The sequence below is a fragment of the Pseudomonas sp. URMO17WK12:I11 genome (genome assembly GCF_007677725.1).
Classification (GTDB): Bacteria; Pseudomonadota; Gammaproteobacteria; order Pseudomonadales; family Pseudomonadaceae; genus Aquipseudomonas.
Map to the genome: position 1 here is coordinate 142,143 of NZ_VEDF01000006.1, position 14,558 is coordinate 156,700.

17 protein-coding genes are annotated in these 14,558 nt (G+C 62.7%); 14 read left to right on the forward strand and 3 right to left on the reverse strand.

The window, feature by feature from the left end; translation table 11 throughout:
- Positions 1–231: 231 nt before the first annotated feature.
- The gene (locus FS665_RS13560) at positions 232–756 is read left to right on the forward strand and encodes an RNA polymerase factor sigma-70 (protein ID WP_145189054.1); all 525 of its coding nucleotides are present in this window, start codon (positions 232–234) and stop codon (positions 754–756) included.
- Between the two features lie 47 nt (positions 757–803).
- Here the strand turns inward: FS665_RS13560 and FS665_RS13565 are convergent, their stop codons facing one another.
- Positions 804–1,817: a GNAT family N-acetyltransferase gene (locus FS665_RS13565; RefSeq protein WP_145189057.1), complete on the reverse strand. Its 1,014-nt coding sequence runs from the start codon at positions 1,815–1,817 to the stop codon at positions 804–806.
- Positions 1,818–1,879: 62 nt separating this feature from the next.
- A complete protein-coding gene (locus FS665_RS13570; protein ID WP_145189060.1) occupies positions 1,880–2,680 on the reverse strand; it encodes an ABC transporter substrate-binding protein in 801 nt (266 codons plus the stop codon).
- A 160-nt stretch (positions 2,681–2,840) separates the two neighbouring features.
- On the opposite strand from FS665_RS13570, the gene FS665_RS13575 reads away from it, so the two are divergent.
- On the forward strand, positions 2,841–3,392 hold the full coding sequence (locus FS665_RS13575; protein ID WP_145189062.1) for an exonuclease domain-containing protein: 552 nt from the start codon (positions 2,841–2,843) through the stop codon (positions 3,390–3,392).
- A gap of 77 nt (positions 3,393–3,469) precedes the next feature.
- Positions 3,470–3,754 carry a pyrimidine/purine nucleoside phosphorylase gene (locus FS665_RS13580; protein ID WP_145189066.1) on the forward strand — a complete coding sequence of 95 codons (285 nt, stop codon included), beginning with the start codon at positions 3,470–3,472 and terminating at the stop codon, positions 3,752–3,754.
- Positions 3,755–3,806: 52 nt separating this feature from the next.
- Here the strand turns inward: FS665_RS13580 and FS665_RS13585 are convergent, their stop codons facing one another.
- Complete coding sequence (locus tag FS665_RS13585; protein ID WP_145189069.1) at positions 3,807–4,499, reverse strand: alpha/beta family hydrolase; 693 nt, start codon at positions 4,497–4,499, stop codon at positions 3,807–3,809.
- Between the two features lie 50 nt (positions 4,500–4,549).
- On the opposite strand from FS665_RS13585, the gene ccoN (FS665_RS13590) reads away from it, so the two are divergent.
- From ccoN (FS665_RS13590) to FS665_RS13640, 11 genes are all read left to right on the forward strand, one after another.
- Positions 4,550–5,974, forward strand: a complete 1,425-nt coding sequence (ccoN, locus tag FS665_RS13590; RefSeq protein ID WP_145189072.1) for a cytochrome-c oxidase, cbb3-type subunit I — start codon at positions 4,550–4,552, stop codon at positions 5,972–5,974.
- A 13-nt stretch (positions 5,975–5,987) separates the two neighbouring features.
- A complete protein-coding gene (gene ccoO / locus FS665_RS13595; RefSeq protein ID WP_145189075.1) occupies positions 5,988–6,596 on the forward strand; it encodes a cytochrome-c oxidase, cbb3-type subunit II in 609 nt (202 codons plus the stop codon).
- A 6-nt stretch (positions 6,597–6,602) separates the two neighbouring features.
- Complete coding sequence (locus FS665_RS13600; protein WP_145189078.1) at positions 6,603–6,809, forward strand: cbb3-type cytochrome c oxidase subunit 3; 207 nt, start codon at positions 6,603–6,605, stop codon at positions 6,807–6,809.
- Positions 6,806–7,744, forward strand: coding sequence for a cytochrome-c oxidase, cbb3-type subunit III (ccoP, locus tag FS665_RS13605; protein ID WP_145189082.1), 939 nt, complete (start codon positions 6,806–6,808; stop codon positions 7,742–7,744). The genes FS665_RS13600 and ccoP (FS665_RS13605) overlap by 4 nt, the downstream gene beginning before the upstream one ends.
- Before the next feature lie 270 nt (positions 7,745–8,014).
- Positions 8,015–9,457, forward strand: coding sequence for a cytochrome-c oxidase, cbb3-type subunit I (gene ccoN / locus FS665_RS13610; RefSeq protein ID WP_145189085.1), 1,443 nt, complete (start codon positions 8,015–8,017; stop codon positions 9,455–9,457).
- A complete protein-coding gene (gene ccoO, locus FS665_RS13615; RefSeq protein WP_145189088.1) occupies positions 9,457–10,065 on the forward strand; it encodes a cytochrome-c oxidase, cbb3-type subunit II in 609 nt (202 codons plus the stop codon). The genes ccoN (FS665_RS13610) and ccoO (FS665_RS13615) overlap by 1 nt, the downstream gene beginning before the upstream one ends.
- A 5-nt stretch (positions 10,066–10,070) precedes the next feature.
- Positions 10,071–10,262, forward strand: coding sequence for a cbb3-type cytochrome c oxidase subunit 3 (locus tag FS665_RS13620; RefSeq protein WP_145189091.1), 192 nt, complete (start codon positions 10,071–10,073; stop codon positions 10,260–10,262).
- Positions 10,259–11,239, forward strand: coding sequence for a cytochrome-c oxidase, cbb3-type subunit III (gene ccoP, locus FS665_RS13625; protein ID WP_145189094.1), 981 nt, complete (start codon positions 10,259–10,261; stop codon positions 11,237–11,239). The genes FS665_RS13620 and ccoP (FS665_RS13625) overlap by 4 nt, the downstream gene beginning before the upstream one ends.
- Positions 11,240–11,383: 144 nt before the next feature.
- Positions 11,384–12,367, forward strand: a complete 984-nt coding sequence (locus FS665_RS13630; RefSeq protein ID WP_178108346.1) for a metallophosphoesterase — start codon at positions 11,384–11,386, stop codon at positions 12,365–12,367.
- A 223-nt stretch (positions 12,368–12,590) separates the two neighbouring features.
- On the forward strand, positions 12,591–14,006 hold the full coding sequence (ccoG, locus tag FS665_RS13635; RefSeq protein WP_145189101.1) for a cytochrome c oxidase accessory protein CcoG: 1,416 nt from the start codon (positions 12,591–12,593) through the stop codon (positions 14,004–14,006).
- A gap of 18 nt (positions 14,007–14,024) precedes the next feature.
- The gene (locus tag FS665_RS13640) at positions 14,025–14,555 is read left to right on the forward strand and encodes a FixH family protein (RefSeq protein ID WP_145189104.1); all 531 of its coding nucleotides are present in this window, start codon (positions 14,025–14,027) and stop codon (positions 14,553–14,555) included.
- Positions 14,556–14,558 lie beyond the last annotated feature (3 nt).

Consider the following 14,558-nt stretch of genomic DNA (forward strand, 5'->3'; position numbering starts at 1 on the left):
GATGTACACAGGGGAACGGATGGAGGTGAGAAGAAATTACCGGCACGCCTGAGCCCCAGCGGCCTGGCGCGGCGGCGCAGGGTAGGTCGCAGTGGCTTAGAACTGAAACCAATGGAAACTCATTAACTTTCGTATTTGACAATCATTATCATTATGAATAGTTTGTCGCACGTCGTAGGAAGCTTCATCAATCGCTGAGCTTTCTTCCCCTTTCGTGACAAGGTGATTTCCATGGCGGAACAACTATCCACAAGTAAGTGCGATTCACCGTTACTCCAGGCGTTCGTCGACAATCGCAACATTCTGGTCAAGATCGCGGCGCGCATCACCGGCTGCCGCTCGCGTGCCGAGGATGTGGTGCAGGACGCTTTCTTCCGGCTCAGTGCCGCCCCGCAGATCACCTCGTCGTTCAAGGCGCAGCTCAGCTATCTGTTCCAGATCGTGCGCAACCTGGCCATCGATCACTACCGCAAGCAGGCGATGGAGCTCAAGTACTCGGGCAGCGAGGAGGAAGGCCTGAACGTGGTCATCCCCAACGCGTCCCCGGAAGCCACGCACATCAACCTGGCGGCGCTCGAGCACATTGCCCAGGCCCTCAACGAGCTGCCGCAACGCACCCGCTACGCCTTCGAGATGTACCGCCTGCATGGCGTGCCGCAAAAAGACATCGCCAAGGAGCTGGGGGTATCGCCGACCTTGGTCAACTTCATGATCCGCGACGCCCTGATTCATTGCCGCAAGCGCTCGGGAGCCTGAGAGGTGCGGGAGCCTCTGGCTCCCTCCAGCTGCAACTGCGAGCTGCCTCAACCCAGGCGGCAGTGGTCGAAGAAGCGTTCGCGGCCCAGCAGCATGAGTGCCGCGCGCTTGTGCGGGAAGTCGAATTCCTTCTCGCAGTGGAAGCACTGGTTGTGCATGTAGCCGATCATCTTGGCATTGTCGGCACGCGGCTCGGCAACCACCTGCTGGGTGCGCGGATCGTCCAGGAACAGATAGTGCACCAGCGCTGATAGCCAGCTGGCGACCTTGTGCGGGCCGCGGTGGGCCTCTTCACCGACCAGCATGTGGATGCCGCGGTCGTAATCACCGGCCGGATAGAACGGTGCGATGCGGTCTTCCTTGGCCCAGTAGGCCTCGAAGTAGGCGAACGGCTGGTCATCGAAGCAGCCGATCAACGTTACGGTGTGCGGGTCGGCTTCAAGCTTGCTCAAGTAGGCGCGGTGCTGGTCGAGCGAGCCGCCCTCCTGCCAGAACTGCTCGACCCGAGGGTTGTTCTGCCAACGACTGAAACGCTCGAGGTCGTGCTCGACATCCAAGGTGCGCAACGACACCCAGGCGCCCAGGCGGGCATCGAAACGGCGGTACACCTCACCCAGGGGTTTCGGCGCCCGGCGCGGGTGGCGCTTGCCCTCGCTCATCACCATCTGCTGCGGGTAGACAGGAGCAGCCGGCTGGCTCAGCCACGGTTGCGGCAGTTGCCAGAACAGCGCACGTTCGCACAGGTACACCCGCGCCTGCTCGGTGGCCACCAGCAAGCCACTGGCCACGGCCTGCGGTGCAGGTTCGCTCAGCTCTACCTGCAGGCGCTGGCGCGACGGTTCGCGGGCCAGCAACCAGTAGCACAACGCCCACAGCGCCTGCTGCACGCGCTCCGGGCACACGTGCTGGACCTGGACGCGCAAGGGGTCATCAGCTATCACCTGAGCCTGCGCCAACGCTCGATCGTCCAGCGTCAGGTTCAACCTGCCCTCGCCTTCCTCGGCGCACAGGCCCGGCCAGCGGGGTAAGGACAGGGGCGGCGAAGCGGCATCGAACGGCATGGTCTGGGCTCACGTTAGGGAGGAAAGGCTCACTGGTGAAGACGTGCCCCTACTGGCGCAATTTAGTCGCTCGGCACCGCGACGCTGATCCGATAAGGCTGGAAGATCCGCGTCAGCTCGCCCGACTCGCGCAGTTGCCCCAACAGCTTGGCGAACTCGCGCCCGCTGATCGGCGCTGCCGGGCGCAGCAAGGCATAGTGATGATAGACCTGGTCGATGCGCTGCGAGGCGATCAGCTGGTTGCGGCTGTCGGGATGGCGGGTGAGAAAGTCGCTCAGGTACGAGCGGGTGACCAGGGCGATGTCGGCACGCCCGGCCTGCACCATCAGCAGATTGCTGTCGTGGGAGTAGGTCAATGTCGCGCTGTACACCTGGCGCAGGTAACCAGGGTCGGAATTGAACCCGGCAAAGGCATAGTGGTAACCGTTGAACAGCGCCAGGCGCTTGCCGCCGAGGCTGTCGAAATAACCGGGCGTGCGGCCATTGGCCCGGCGCGCGACGAAAACCTCGGCGTCCTCCAGGCCCATGTCCACCTGCTGGTGAGGGATTTGTTGCCAGCCCCACTGGGGGTTTTCGAAGATCGCCATGTCGGTGCGGCCTTGCTGGAAATCGCCGAAGCGCCGCTGGATGGACGTGGGCACCAGAATGAAACGGTAATCGGTCTGCAGGCGATTCAAGGCCTCTGCCAACTGCGGCAACAAGCCGGTGTCGGCGCCCTGCTCGGGGCGCACGGTATAGGGCGGGAAATGCGCAGCACCGATCTTGACGTCAATGGCGTCGGCGGCCCACGCTGGCACTCCCAGCCAGGCTGCTGTCAGCATCGACAAAGTGAAAATGGCCTTGCGGCCCGGCGCTGGAGTCAAAACGGATGCTCATACGGTCATACCTGGATGCGCTTAAGCTAGGCGTTTTCCTAGCGGTGCACAACTGCTGCTTAAGTCCAAGTGACGGCATTTTGCCACAGGATGCCGTATGGCTGCGGATTGACTACGCTGCTTGAGCAGACATGGCGAGGAGCCTGGTATGGGCCACTGGTTGGTGATCGACCTGGAAGCCACCACCGATGACGGTGGCTGGCCGGTCACGGAAATGGAAATCATCGAAATCGGCGCCAGTCTGGTGACCCGCGAAGGACGCGAGGTGGACCACTTCCAGCGCTTTGTGCGGCCGCGCCGGCGACCACAGTTGACGCCGTTCTGCCGTGAGCTGACCCATATCACTCAGGCCGACGTGGACGGCGCGGCGGTGTTCCCCGAGGTATGGGCACGCTTCGAGCGCTGGCTCGGGCACCACCGTGGGCAATTGCAGGCGTGGGTGAGCTGGGGCGACTACGACCGCCAGCAATTGCTGCAGGAGTGGCGGCAGCACACCCTCGACAGCCTGCTGCTGCACGTGCCGCACATCAATCTCAAGCAGCGCTTTGCCAAGGCGCGTCACCTGCAGCGCCCGACCGGCCTCAACGGCGCCCTGCAACTGGCGGGCATGCACTTTTGCGGGCAACAGCACCGGGCCCTGGAAGATGCCCGCAACACAGCACGCCTGTTGCCCTTGAGCCTGCCTGCCGCGGGCACCTGAAAGCAGATGACGCAGACAATGGGCTTGGGCATACTGGCCAGCCCATTTTTCCACTTGCTTTGTTTCAGGAGTCGCGCATGTTCCAGGTCAACGAGTACTTCAACGGCAGCGTCAAATCGATCGCCTTCGCAGGCGAGCAAGGCCCTGCCACGGTCGGTGTCATGGCCCCGGGCGAATACGAGTTCGGTACCGCCAAGCGCGAAATCATGCACGTCGTGGCCGGTGCGCTGACCGTCAAGCTGCCAGGCAGCGACAGCTGGGAAACCTTCACCAGCGGCGCCTCGTTCAATGTCCCGGCCGAGAGCAAGTTCCAGCTGCAGGTGAAGGTCGACACCGCCTACCTGTGCGAGTACGTCGACTAAGCACCGGCGTTAGCGGCTTCTTCGCCGCACGCGCCTTGCGAAGAAGCCGGCATCATTGCCCAAGAAACCGCGCGACCTGCTCAGCCGCCGCCTGCAGATGCTGCTCATGGCTGAACCCCGAGGCCTTCAACGGCTTCAGATCGTGATCTCCCGCCACCAACCAGCTGACCTCGATGGACGCCGACAGCGCATACTGCTGCACGGTTTCGCGGTTACCCAGCGCGTCGCGCTCGCCCTGAACGATCAGCGTGGGGGTGCGCAGCTCAGCCAGGTGTTCGACCCGCGGCTTCTCGGGTTTGCCCGCGGCGTAGAACGGATAGCCCAGGCACACCAGGGCATCGGCCTGCAACGTGTCGGCCAGCAGACTGGCCATGCGCCCGCCCATGGACTTGCCGCCAATGGCCAGCTTGCCCGTGACCAATGGTCGCACTTGGGCATACACCTCACGCCAGCATTCGAGCAGCACCTGCTGCGGATTCGGCGGGCGCTTGCCGCCTCCATGGCGCCGCTGGGCCATGTATGGAAACTCGAAGCGCACCACGCCAACCCCAAGCGCCGCCAGCCTTAGCGCCATTTCCGCCATGAACCCGCTGTCCATCGGCGCACCCGCGCCATGGGCCAGGATCAGGCACGGTTGCGCGCCATTGGCTGCCGGTGCGGCAGGCGGATCGCAATGCAAGCCTGGGACATTTCCGACTTGCGCCCATTGATCCCCGTCAATACCGGCACTTTGCCCTTCTCTCATTCTTGCCTCGCTTCAAAGCCTGCCAAATAACCGTGGATGGGAACCCATACATGAACACAACCAGCAGTACCGCCTATAACTACAAGGTGGTCCGCCAATTCGCCATCATGACGGTGGTGTGGGGAATCGTCGGGATGGGGCTCGGCGTCTTCATCGCCGCCCAGCTCGCCTGGCCGTCCCTCAACTTCGACCTGCCGTGGACCAGCTTCGGCCGCCTGCGACCGCTGCACACCAATGCGGTGATCTTCGCGTTCGGCGGCTGCGCGCTGTTCGCCACCTCCTATTATTCGGTGCAACGCACCTGCCAGACCACCCTCTTCGCCCCGCGCCTGGCCGCGTTCACCTTCTGGGGCTGGCAACTGGTGATCCTCCTGGCCGCCATCACCCTGCCGCTGGGCTACACCAGTTCGAAGGAATACGCCGAGCTGGAATGGCCGATCGACATCCTCATCACCATCGTCTGGGTGAGCTACGCCGTGGTGTTCTTCGGCACGTTGATCAAGCGCAACACCAAGCATATCTATGTAGGCAACTGGTTCTTCGGCGGTTTCATTCTGACCGTGGCGATGCTGCACGTGGTCAACAATCTGGAACTGCCGGTCAGCCTGACCAAGTCGTACTCGATCTATGCCGGCGCGACCGATGCCATGGTGCAGTGGTGGTACGGCCACAACGCCGTGGGCTTTTTCCTCACCGCAGGCTTTTTGGGCATGATGTACTACTACGTGCCCAAGCAAGCCGAACGGCCGGTGTATTCCTATCGCCTGTCGATCGTGCACTTCTGGGCCTTGATCACCCTGTACATCTGGGCCGGCCCGCACCACCTGCACTACACCGCCCTGCCTGACTGGGCACAGTCGCTGGGCATGGTGATGTCGCTGATTCTCCTGGCCCCGAGCTGGGGCGGCATGATCAACGGCATGATGACCCTCTCCGGCGCCTGGCACAAACTGCGCAGCGACCCGATCCTGCGTTTCCTGGTGGTATCGCTGGCGTTCTACGGCATGTCCACCTTCGAAGGCCCGATGATGGCCATCAAGACCGTCAACGCCCTCTCCCACTACACCGACTGGACCATCGGCCACGTGCACGCCGGCGCCCTGGGCTGGGTAGCGATGATTTCCATCGGCGCGCTGTACCACACCATCCCGAAGGTGTTCGGCAAGCAGCAGATGCACAGCATCGGCCTGATCAACGCGCACTTCTGGCTGGCGACCATCGGCACCGTGCTGTACATCGCCTCGATGTGGGTCAACGGCATCGCCCAGGGCCTGATGTGGCGCGCAGTCAACAGCGACGGCACGCTCACCTACTCGTTCGTGGAAACCCTGGTGGCCAGCCACCCAGGCTTCATCGTGCGCTTCGTCGGCGGCGCGATCTTCCTCGCCGGCATGCTCCTGATGGCCTGGAACACCTGGCGCACGGTGCGTTCGCCGGCGCTCGACGCCGTCCCTGCGAACGCCCAGTTGGCTTGAGGAGATCCGCCTGATGAAACATGAAGTCATCGAGAAGAACGTCGGCCTGCTGGCCTTGCTGATGGTGTTGGCCGTCAGCATCGGCGGCCTGACGCAGATCGTCCCGCTGTTTTTCCAGGACGTCACCAACACGCCCGTCGAGGGCATGAAGCCCTACACCGCGCTGCAACTCGAAGGCCGCGATATCTACATTCGCGAAGGCTGCGTGGGCTGCCACTCGCAGATGATCCGCCCGTTCCGCGCCGAGACCGAGCGCTATGGCCATTACTCGGTGGCCGGCGAAAGCGTCTGGGACCACCCGTTCCTGTGGGGCTCCAAACGCACCGGGCCAGACCTGGCACGGGTGGGCGGGCGTTACTCGGACGACTGGCACCGTGCGCACCTGTACAACCCGCGCAACGTAGTGCCCGAGTCGAAGATGCCGGCCTACCCCTGGCTGGTGGCGGACAAAGTCGACAACAGCCATACCGACGCCAAGATGCGCGCGCTGCGCACCCTGGGCGTGCCGTACAGCGACGAGGACATCGCCGGCGCCCGCGAGGCGGTCAGCGGCAAGACCGAGATGGACGCCCTGGTCGCCTATCTGCAGGTGCTCGGCACCGCGATCAAGAACAAGAGGTAACTGACGATGGAACTGGACATCGGCATGATCCGCGGCCTCGGCACCCTGGTGGTACTGGTCGCGTTCATCGGCCTCTCACTGTGGGTGTGCAACCGTCGCCGCGACAATGACTTCGCCGAGGCACGGCTGCTGCCGTTCGTCGACGATCGCCTGCCCCCCGCCGGGCAGGATCCTGCTGGGATGACTGCTGCTGTTAGGAGCGACGCACCATGACCACCTTCTGGAGTATCTATATCAGCGTGCTGACCATCGGCAGCCTGATCGGCCTGACCTGGCTGCTGCTGTCGACGCGCAAGGGCCAGAGCCACAGCACCACCGATCAGACCATGGGCCATAGCTTCGACGGCATCGAGGAATACGACAACCCGCTGCCAAAGTGGTGGTTCTGGCTGTTCGTCGGCACCTTGGTATTCGGCGCGGGTTACCTGGTGCTGTACCCCGGCCTGGGTAACTGGAAGGGCCTGCTGCCCGGTTATGAGAACGGCTGGACCGGCGCCAACGAATGGCAGAAGGAAATGGACAAGGCCGAGGCCAAGTTCGGCCCGATCTTCGCCAAGTACGCGGCCATGCCTGTCGAAGAGGTGGCCAAGGACCCGCAGGCGCTGAAGATGGGCAGCCGTCTGTTCGCCTCCAACTGCGCGGTCTGTCACGGCTCCGACGCCAAGGGCGCCTACGGCTTTCCCAACCTGACCGACCGGGACTGGCGCTGGGGTGGCGAACCGGAAACGATCAAGGCCTCGATCATGAACGGCCGCCATGGCGTGATGCCGGCATGGGCCGACGTGATCGGCGAGCAAGGGGTTGCCGACGTCGCGGCCTACCTGCTGGTCAACCTCGATGGCCGCAGCCTGCCCGAGGGCGCCAAGGCCGACGCCGAGCACGGCAGGGCGATCTTTGCCAGCAACTGCGTAGCCTGTCACGGCCCTGAAGGCAAAGGCACGCCCGCCATGGGTGCACCCGACCTGACCCACCCGGGCGCCTTCATCTACGGCTCGAGCTTCGCCCAGTTGCAGCAGACCATCCGCTACGGCCGCCAGGGGCAGATGCCAGCCCAGGCCGAGATTCAAGGCAACGACAAGGTGCATCTGCTGGCCGCTTACGTGTACAGCCTGTCGCAGGAGGCCGACACCCGCAACGTTCAGCGTTAACCCCGCCGGGGCCGCCTCGCGGCCCCGCTTTGCTGCCCGCCCCTAACCGCCCCTTCTTGCCTCCCCTGCGAACCTAACTAAGCTTGTTGCCACAGTGCGCCTGCCAGCGGCGAGGCGTAGCCGTGTTGGTGTATCGCTCGTCGCCAGCGGCAAAAAAAAGCTTGACCGATCGATCAGAAAAAGGCGAAAAACGGTACACATAACAAATATTTATTTGTGTACAATCGCGACAGCCAAACCAACAAGAACATAAAACCGTGGAACCTTAGCATGAGCACAGCTATCAGTCCGACTGCTTATAACTATAAGGTCGTCCGCCAGTTCGCCATCATGACGGTGGTCTGGGGGATCCTTGGCATGGGCCTGGGCGTCTTCATCGCCTCGCAGCTGGTGTGGCCGCAACTGAACCTGGACCTGCCCTGGACCAGCTTCGGTCGCCTGCGTCCGCTGCACACCAACCTGGTGATCTTCGCCTTCGGCGGCTGTGCGCTGTTCGGCACCAGCTACTACGTGGTCCAGCGCACCTGTCAGACACGGCTGATTTCCGACAGCATGGCGGCGTTCACCTTCTGGGGCTGGCAAGCGGTGATCGTCGGCGCCTTGATCACCCTGCCGATGGGTTACACCACCACCAAGGAGTACGCCGAGCTGGAATGGCCGCTGGCGATCCTGCTGGCCATCGTCTGGATCACCTACGCCATGGTGTTCTTCGGCACCATCGTCAAGCGCAAGACCAAGCACATCTATGTCGGCAACTGGTTCTACGGCGCCTTCATCGTGGTGACCGCGATGCTGCACATCGTCAACCATATCTCGTTGCCGGTGAGCCTGTTCAAGTCCTATTCGGCCTACGCCGGCGCCACTGACGCGATGATCCAGTGGTGGTACGGCCACAACGCCGTGGGCTTCTTCCTGACCACGGGCTTCCTGGGCATGATGTACTACTTCGTGCCCAAGCAGGCCGAGCGGCCGATCTACTCCTATCGGCTGTCGATCGTGCATTTCTGGGCGCTGATCACCCTGTACATCTGGGCCGGCCCCCACCACCTGCACTACACCGCCCTGCCCGACTGGGCCCAGTCGTTGGGCATGGTGATGTCGATCATCCTTCTGGCACCGAGCTGGGGCGGCATGATCAACGGCATGATGACCCTCTCCGGTGCCTGGCACAAACTGCGCACCGACCCGATCCTGCGCTTTCTGGTGGTGTCGCTGGCCTTCTACGGCATGTCCACCTTCGAAGGCCCGATGATGGCCATCAAGACGGTCAACGCCCTCTCCCACTACACCGACTGGACCATCGGCCACGTGCACGCAGGCGCCCTGGGCTGGGTGGCGATGATCTCGATCGGTGCGGTGTACCACATGATCCCGCGCCTGTATGGCCGCGAGCAGATGCACAGCATCGGCCTGATTAACGCACACTTCTGGCTGGCGACCATCGGCACCGTGCTGTACATCGCTTCGATGTGGGTCAATGGCATCACCCAAGGCCTGATGTGGCGCGCCATCAACGATGACGGCACGCTCACCTACTCCTTCGTCGAGGCGCTGCAGGCCAGCCATCCTGGCTATATCGTGCGCGCCGTCGGCGGTGCGTTCTTTGCCAGCGGCATGCTGCTGATGGCCTACAACGTGTTGCGCACGGTGCGTGCCGCCAACCCGCAAGAGGCTGAACAAGCCGCCAAGATCGTCGTCGTGGGAGCGCACTGATGAAGCATGAAGCCGTCGAGAAGAACATCGGCCTGCTGGCCTTCTTCATGGTCATCGCCGTCAGCATCGGTGGCCTGACCCAGATCGTCCCGCTGTTTTTCCAGGACGTGACCAACAAACCGGTCGAAGGCATGAAGCCGCGCACCGCACTGGAGGTCGAAGGCCGCGACATCTATATCCGCGAAGGCTGCGTGGGCTGCCACTCGCAGATGATCCGCCCGTTCCGCGCCGAAACCGAGCGCTACGGGCATTACTCGGTCGCTGGTGAAAGCGTCTGGGATCACCCGTTCCTGTGGGGCTCCAAACGTACAGGGCCAGACCTTGCCCGGGTCGGCGGGCGCTATTCGGACGACTGGCACCGGGCGCACCTGTACAACCCGCGCAATGTCGTGCCGGAGTCGAAGATGCCGGCCTACCCCTGGTTGGTCGAGAACGCCCTCGATGGCAAGAACACGGCGAAAAAGCTCGAAGTGCTGCGCACCCTCGGCACCCCCTATACCGATGCCGACATCGCCGGCGCGCGGGACGCGGTCAAGGGCAAGACCGAGATGGACGCCCTGGTGGCGTACTTGCAGGGTCTAGGCACCCTCATCAAGAGCAAACGGTGACGCTGATGGATATCGGGATGATTCGCGGCCTCGGCACCGTGGTGGTGATGGTGGCCTTCGTGGGCCTGGCCCTGTGGGTGTTCAGCCCGCGGCGCAAGAAAGACTTCGACGAAGCGACCCAGCTGCCTTTCGCGGATGATCCGCAGGACCGCAAGCACGTCGACAAAGCCAAAGCGTCTGGGAGCAAACAACAATGACAATCTTCTGGAGTCTGTACGTCACCGTCCTGACCCTGGGCACCATCTTCGCCCTGACCTGGCTGCTGCTGTCGACCCGCAAGGGCCAGCGTGAAGAGGCCACGGACGAAACCGTCGGGCATGCCTTCGACGGCATCGAGGAATACGACAACCCACTGCCAAAGTGGTGGTTCTGGCTGTTCATCGGCACCATCGTGTTCGCCCTGGGCTACCTGGTGCTGTACCCGGGCCTGGGTAACTGGAAGGGTATTTTGCCCGGCTACAGCTATGTCGATAACGACAAGCAGACCGAGTTCGGTGATGGCCAGGCCGGCTGGACCGGTGTCCACGAATGGGAAAAGGAAATGGCCAAGGCCCAGGCGCGCTTCGGCCCGATCTTCGCCAAGTTCGCCGCCATGCCCATCGAAGAGGTGGCCAAGGATCCGCAGGCGCTGAAAATGGGCTCACGGCTGTTCGCCTCCAACTGCTCGGTGTGCCACGGCTCCGACGCCAAGGGCGCCTACGGCTTCCCTAACCTGACCGACAATGATTGGCGCTGGGGCGGTGAGCCGGAAACCATCAAGGCCTCGATCATGGGCGGCCGCCACGGCGTGATGCCGGCCTGGGGCGAAGTGCTGGGCGAACAAGGCGTGGCCGACGTGGCAGCCTTCGTCCTCAGTCAGCTCGATGGCCGCAGCCTGCCGGAGCACGCCAAAGCCGATGCAGCCAATGGCCAGAAGCTGTTCGCGGCCAACTGCGTGGCCTGCCATGGCCCCGAGGGCAAAGGTACACCCGCGATGGGTGCGCCGAACCTGACCCACCCACAGGCGTTCATCTACGGTTCGAGCTTCGCCCAGCTGCAGCAGACCATCCGCTACGGCCGCCAGGGCCAGATGCCGGCCCAGGAGCAGTTGCAAGGCAACGACAAAGTGCATTTGCTCGCCGCCTACGTCTACAGCCTGTCGCAGCAGCCGGCAGCCACCACCGCAGGCCAGTGATTGATCAGCAACGGCTACGCTGGCGAGTGGGCAGGCCGTTGTCCGCTTACCCAGACTGGAAGCAGTGCAGCGTGCCGCGCGCGCAGTCCTTCGGCAATGCTCCGTGAACAGGCAGCCCGCCTGTTCATGGAGACACTCGAAGCGATGACTACCTCTATCTATCCCGATGCCCTGCCCGCCAAACAGCCCGGACATTTCGGTAATCGAGGCACACCCAGAGCCTTTGTATTCGCATCAGATCCGCAGTACCCGTGGACGCCTGCCAGCGACGATGGCCTGGAACAAACCAGCGCCGAGCGTGACCGTGAGTCGCGGCAGTTGATCGAGCAGCAGTACGCGAGCATTGCGCAATACCGTGCCAGCCGAGGCGGCAACGCCATCCCGGTGATGATCAACGGCGACATGACCGCCTTTGGCCACGACTGGCAACGCAAGGTGTTATACCCGATCCTGCGCGAGCATCTGCAGGAAAACTACTACTTCGGCTTGGGCAATCATGACTACAAGAACAACATCAACGACACCTTGAACGATGGCGCCGCCCGCGACAGCGTGCTCGCCCTGATCGATCATCACAAGGAGCGGGCCGATGCGATGCAACTACACATCGCCCGGGGCGCCGATGAAATCCGCTATGAGGGCTCTCTGGCCTACAGCGTCAGCTTTGGCAGGGTGCGGCTGATTCAGCTGAACAACGAGCCGACCTACCGCGTGACGTTCAACAGCGGTCTGCTCGCACAGCGCGCCCGCTTCGTCATCACAGATGCGCTGGACTGGCTGGAATCGCAGCTCCAGGAAAGCTACGAACATGGCCAGGTGCTGCTGCTGAATCTGCATCAACATGATCAGTGGCACGGTAGCAAGGAGCAGCAGCAGCGTTTCAAGGCCATGGTCGAGCATTACCAGGTCAATGCCGTATTTGCTGGTCATTATCACAAGGAAGCGGGCCGCTGTTCCTTCGCTGTCGGCCACTACGGCAACGTGCCGGTGTACCTGAGCGGGTCTGCCTCACAGCGCACCTACCTGCTGGCCGAGCTGGACGACCACGCCGAATTTCTCAGCATCAAGCTGGCCAGCGACAATGACTGGGCCGCCGCGCCGCAAATAGGCCGAATCAAGCTTTACTGAGCGCGCTGGCCGCTGCCTGACAGGCGCTTAGCGGCCTGTCAATTGACCTGCGTCAAGGCGCACGCGCTTACAGCAAAATGCATTCGGCACCAATGCGACTGAATGCCGCACTGCAACTTGGAGCGACCTGACAGGCGTATCATGCCCGCAGGCGCCAGCTTGATACGACCGCGGCCGGCATGTACTGGCCGCGGCAGTTTTTCCACTGCCGTGGGACTTGATGATGAGCAAACACATTCCGGTACATGACGTTACCCCGCCTGCCAGCAATGGGAAGGAATCCGTCGATCTCTACGCCTCGCGCGAGAAAATCTATACCCGGGCTTTTACCGGCCTGTTCCGCCGCCTGCGCATGGTCGGCGGCGCGCTGCTGTTTCTGTTGTATTTCGGCACCGTGTGGCTGAACTGGGGTGGCCATCAGGCGGTGTGGTGGAACCTGCCGGAGCGCAAGTTCTACATATTCGGCACCACCATCTGGCCGCAGGATTTCATTTTGCTGTCGGGCCTGTTGATCGTCGCCGCCTTCGGCCTGTTCTTCATCACCGTGTTCGCCGGGCGCGTGTGGTGTGGTTACACCTGCCCGCAAAGCGTGTGGACCTGGATTTTCATGTGGTGCGAGAAAATCACCGAGGGTGATCGCAACCAACGCATCAAGCTCGACCGCGCCCCCATGAGCGGCAACAAGTTCGTGCGCAAGTTCGCCAAGCACAGCCTGTGGCTGCTGATTGGTTTCGTCACCGGCATGACCTTCGTCGGCTATTTCTCGCCGATTCGCGAGCTGGTCATCGAGTTCTTCACCGGCCAAGCCGATGGCTGGGCGTACTTCTGGGTCGGCTTCTTCACCCTGGCCACCTATGGCAATGCCGGTTGGCTGCGCGAACAAGTGTGCGTGCACATGTGCCCCTACGCGCGTTTTCAAAGCGTGATGTTCGACAAGGACACCTTGATCGTCTCCTACGACCCGCGCCGCGGTGAGGTGCGCGGGCCGCGCAAGAAAGGCGCCGACTACAAGGCTCAGGGCCTGGGTGACTGCATCGATTGCACCCTGTGCGTGCAGGTCTGCCCCACCGGTATCGACATCCGCGATGGCTTGCAGATCGAGTGCATCGGCTGCGCCGCCTGCATCGATGCCTGTGACAACGTCATGGACAAGATGCATTACCCCAAGGGCCTGATCAGCTACACCACCGAGCATAACCTCTCGGGGCAGAAGACCCACATGCTGCGGCCGCGCCTGATCGGCTACGCCGTGGTGCTGCTGGTGATGATCATCGCCCTGGCCACGGCCTTCGCTACCCGCTCGCTGGTCGGCTTCGACGTCAGCAAGGATCGCGTGCTGTACCGTGAGAACGCTCAAGGCTGGATCGAAAACGTCTACAGCCTCAAGGTCATGAACAAGGACCAGCGCGACCACGTCTACGTGCTCGACGCCAGCGGCTTGCCGGGCTTGCGCCTCGACGGTCAGCGCGAGATCCGCGTCGCCGCCGGCGATATCGTCAGCCTGCCGGTACAGCTCTCGGTTGCGCCCGAGCAGCTGCCCTCGACCACCAACGACATCACCTTCACCCTCAAGAGCGCGGACGACAGCGCTGCCGAGGTGCAAGCCCAGAGCCGTTTCATCGGCCCCCAGATCCGCTGACAGAGAGAAACCCTGAACATGCCTGCCGCTACCGCCGCCAGCCCCTGGTACAAGCACCTCTGGCCCTGGATCATCATCGCCATCCTCACCACCTCGGTGTGCCTGAGCCTGACCATGGTGAGCATTGCCGTGCACAACCCGGATAATCTGGTGAACGACAACTATTACGAGGCCGGCAAGGGCATCAACCGCTCGCTGGACCGCGAATGGCTGGCCCAGGGCCTTGGCCTGAAAGCCAGCGTGCACCTGGACGAAGTGACTGGCGAGGTGCAACTGCGGCTGACTGGCGCCAGCGACCCGCAGCAGTTGGAACTGAACCTGATTTCGCCGACCCAGCCGGACAAGGACCGCAAGGTGTCGTTGAATCGGATCGAAGCCGGGCGCTACGTCGGGCAGTTGGACGACCAGGTCGAAGGACGGCGTTTCGTCGAGCTGCTGGGCAACCAGGACGGTCAGGTCTGGCGCCTGTTCGAGGAAGAGAAGGTCGCGCATGGCGTCACGTTGCAGCTTGGCGATGAAGCACTGCAAGGTGCCGAACATCAGCCATGAAGC

Coding starts and splice junctions, on each gene's coding strand:
- FS665_RS13560 (WP_145189054.1), top strand. CDS start 232: ATGGCGGAACAACTATCCACAAGTAAGTGCGATTCACCGTTACTCCAG.
- FS665_RS13565 (WP_145189057.1), bottom strand. CDS start 1,817: ATGCCGTTCGATGCCGCTTCGCCGCCCCTGTCCTTACCCCGCTGGCCG.
- FS665_RS13575 (WP_145189062.1), top strand. CDS start 2,841: ATGGGCCACTGGTTGGTGATCGACCTGGAAGCCACCACCGATGACGGT.
- FS665_RS13580 (WP_145189066.1), top strand. CDS start 3,470: ATGTTCCAGGTCAACGAGTACTTCAACGGCAGCGTCAAATCGATCGCC.
- FS665_RS13585 (WP_145189069.1), bottom strand. CDS start 4,499: ATGAGAGAAGGGCAAAGTGCCGGTATTGACGGGGATCAATGGGCGCAA.
- ccoN (WP_145189072.1), top strand. CDS start 4,550: ATGAACACAACCAGCAGTACCGCCTATAACTACAAGGTGGTCCGCCAA.
- ccoO (WP_145189075.1), top strand. CDS start 5,988: ATGAAACATGAAGTCATCGAGAAGAACGTCGGCCTGCTGGCCTTGCTG.
- FS665_RS13600 (WP_145189078.1), top strand. CDS start 6,603: ATGGAACTGGACATCGGCATGATCCGCGGCCTCGGCACCCTGGTGGTA.
- ccoP (WP_145189082.1), top strand. CDS start 6,806: ATGACCACCTTCTGGAGTATCTATATCAGCGTGCTGACCATCGGCAGC.
- ccoN (WP_145189085.1), top strand. CDS start 8,015: ATGAGCACAGCTATCAGTCCGACTGCTTATAACTATAAGGTCGTCCGC.
- ccoO (WP_145189088.1), top strand. CDS start 9,457: ATGAAGCATGAAGCCGTCGAGAAGAACATCGGCCTGCTGGCCTTCTTC.
- FS665_RS13620 (WP_145189091.1), top strand. CDS start 10,071: ATGGATATCGGGATGATTCGCGGCCTCGGCACCGTGGTGGTGATGGTG.
- ccoP (WP_145189094.1), top strand. CDS start 10,259: ATGACAATCTTCTGGAGTCTGTACGTCACCGTCCTGACCCTGGGCACC.
- FS665_RS13630 (WP_178108346.1), top strand. CDS start 11,384: ATGACTACCTCTATCTATCCCGATGCCCTGCCCGCCAAACAGCCCGGA.
- ccoG (WP_145189101.1), top strand. CDS start 12,591: ATGAGCAAACACATTCCGGTACATGACGTTACCCCGCCTGCCAGCAAT.
- FS665_RS13640 (WP_145189104.1), top strand. CDS start 14,025: ATGCCTGCCGCTACCGCCGCCAGCCCCTGGTACAAGCACCTCTGGCCC.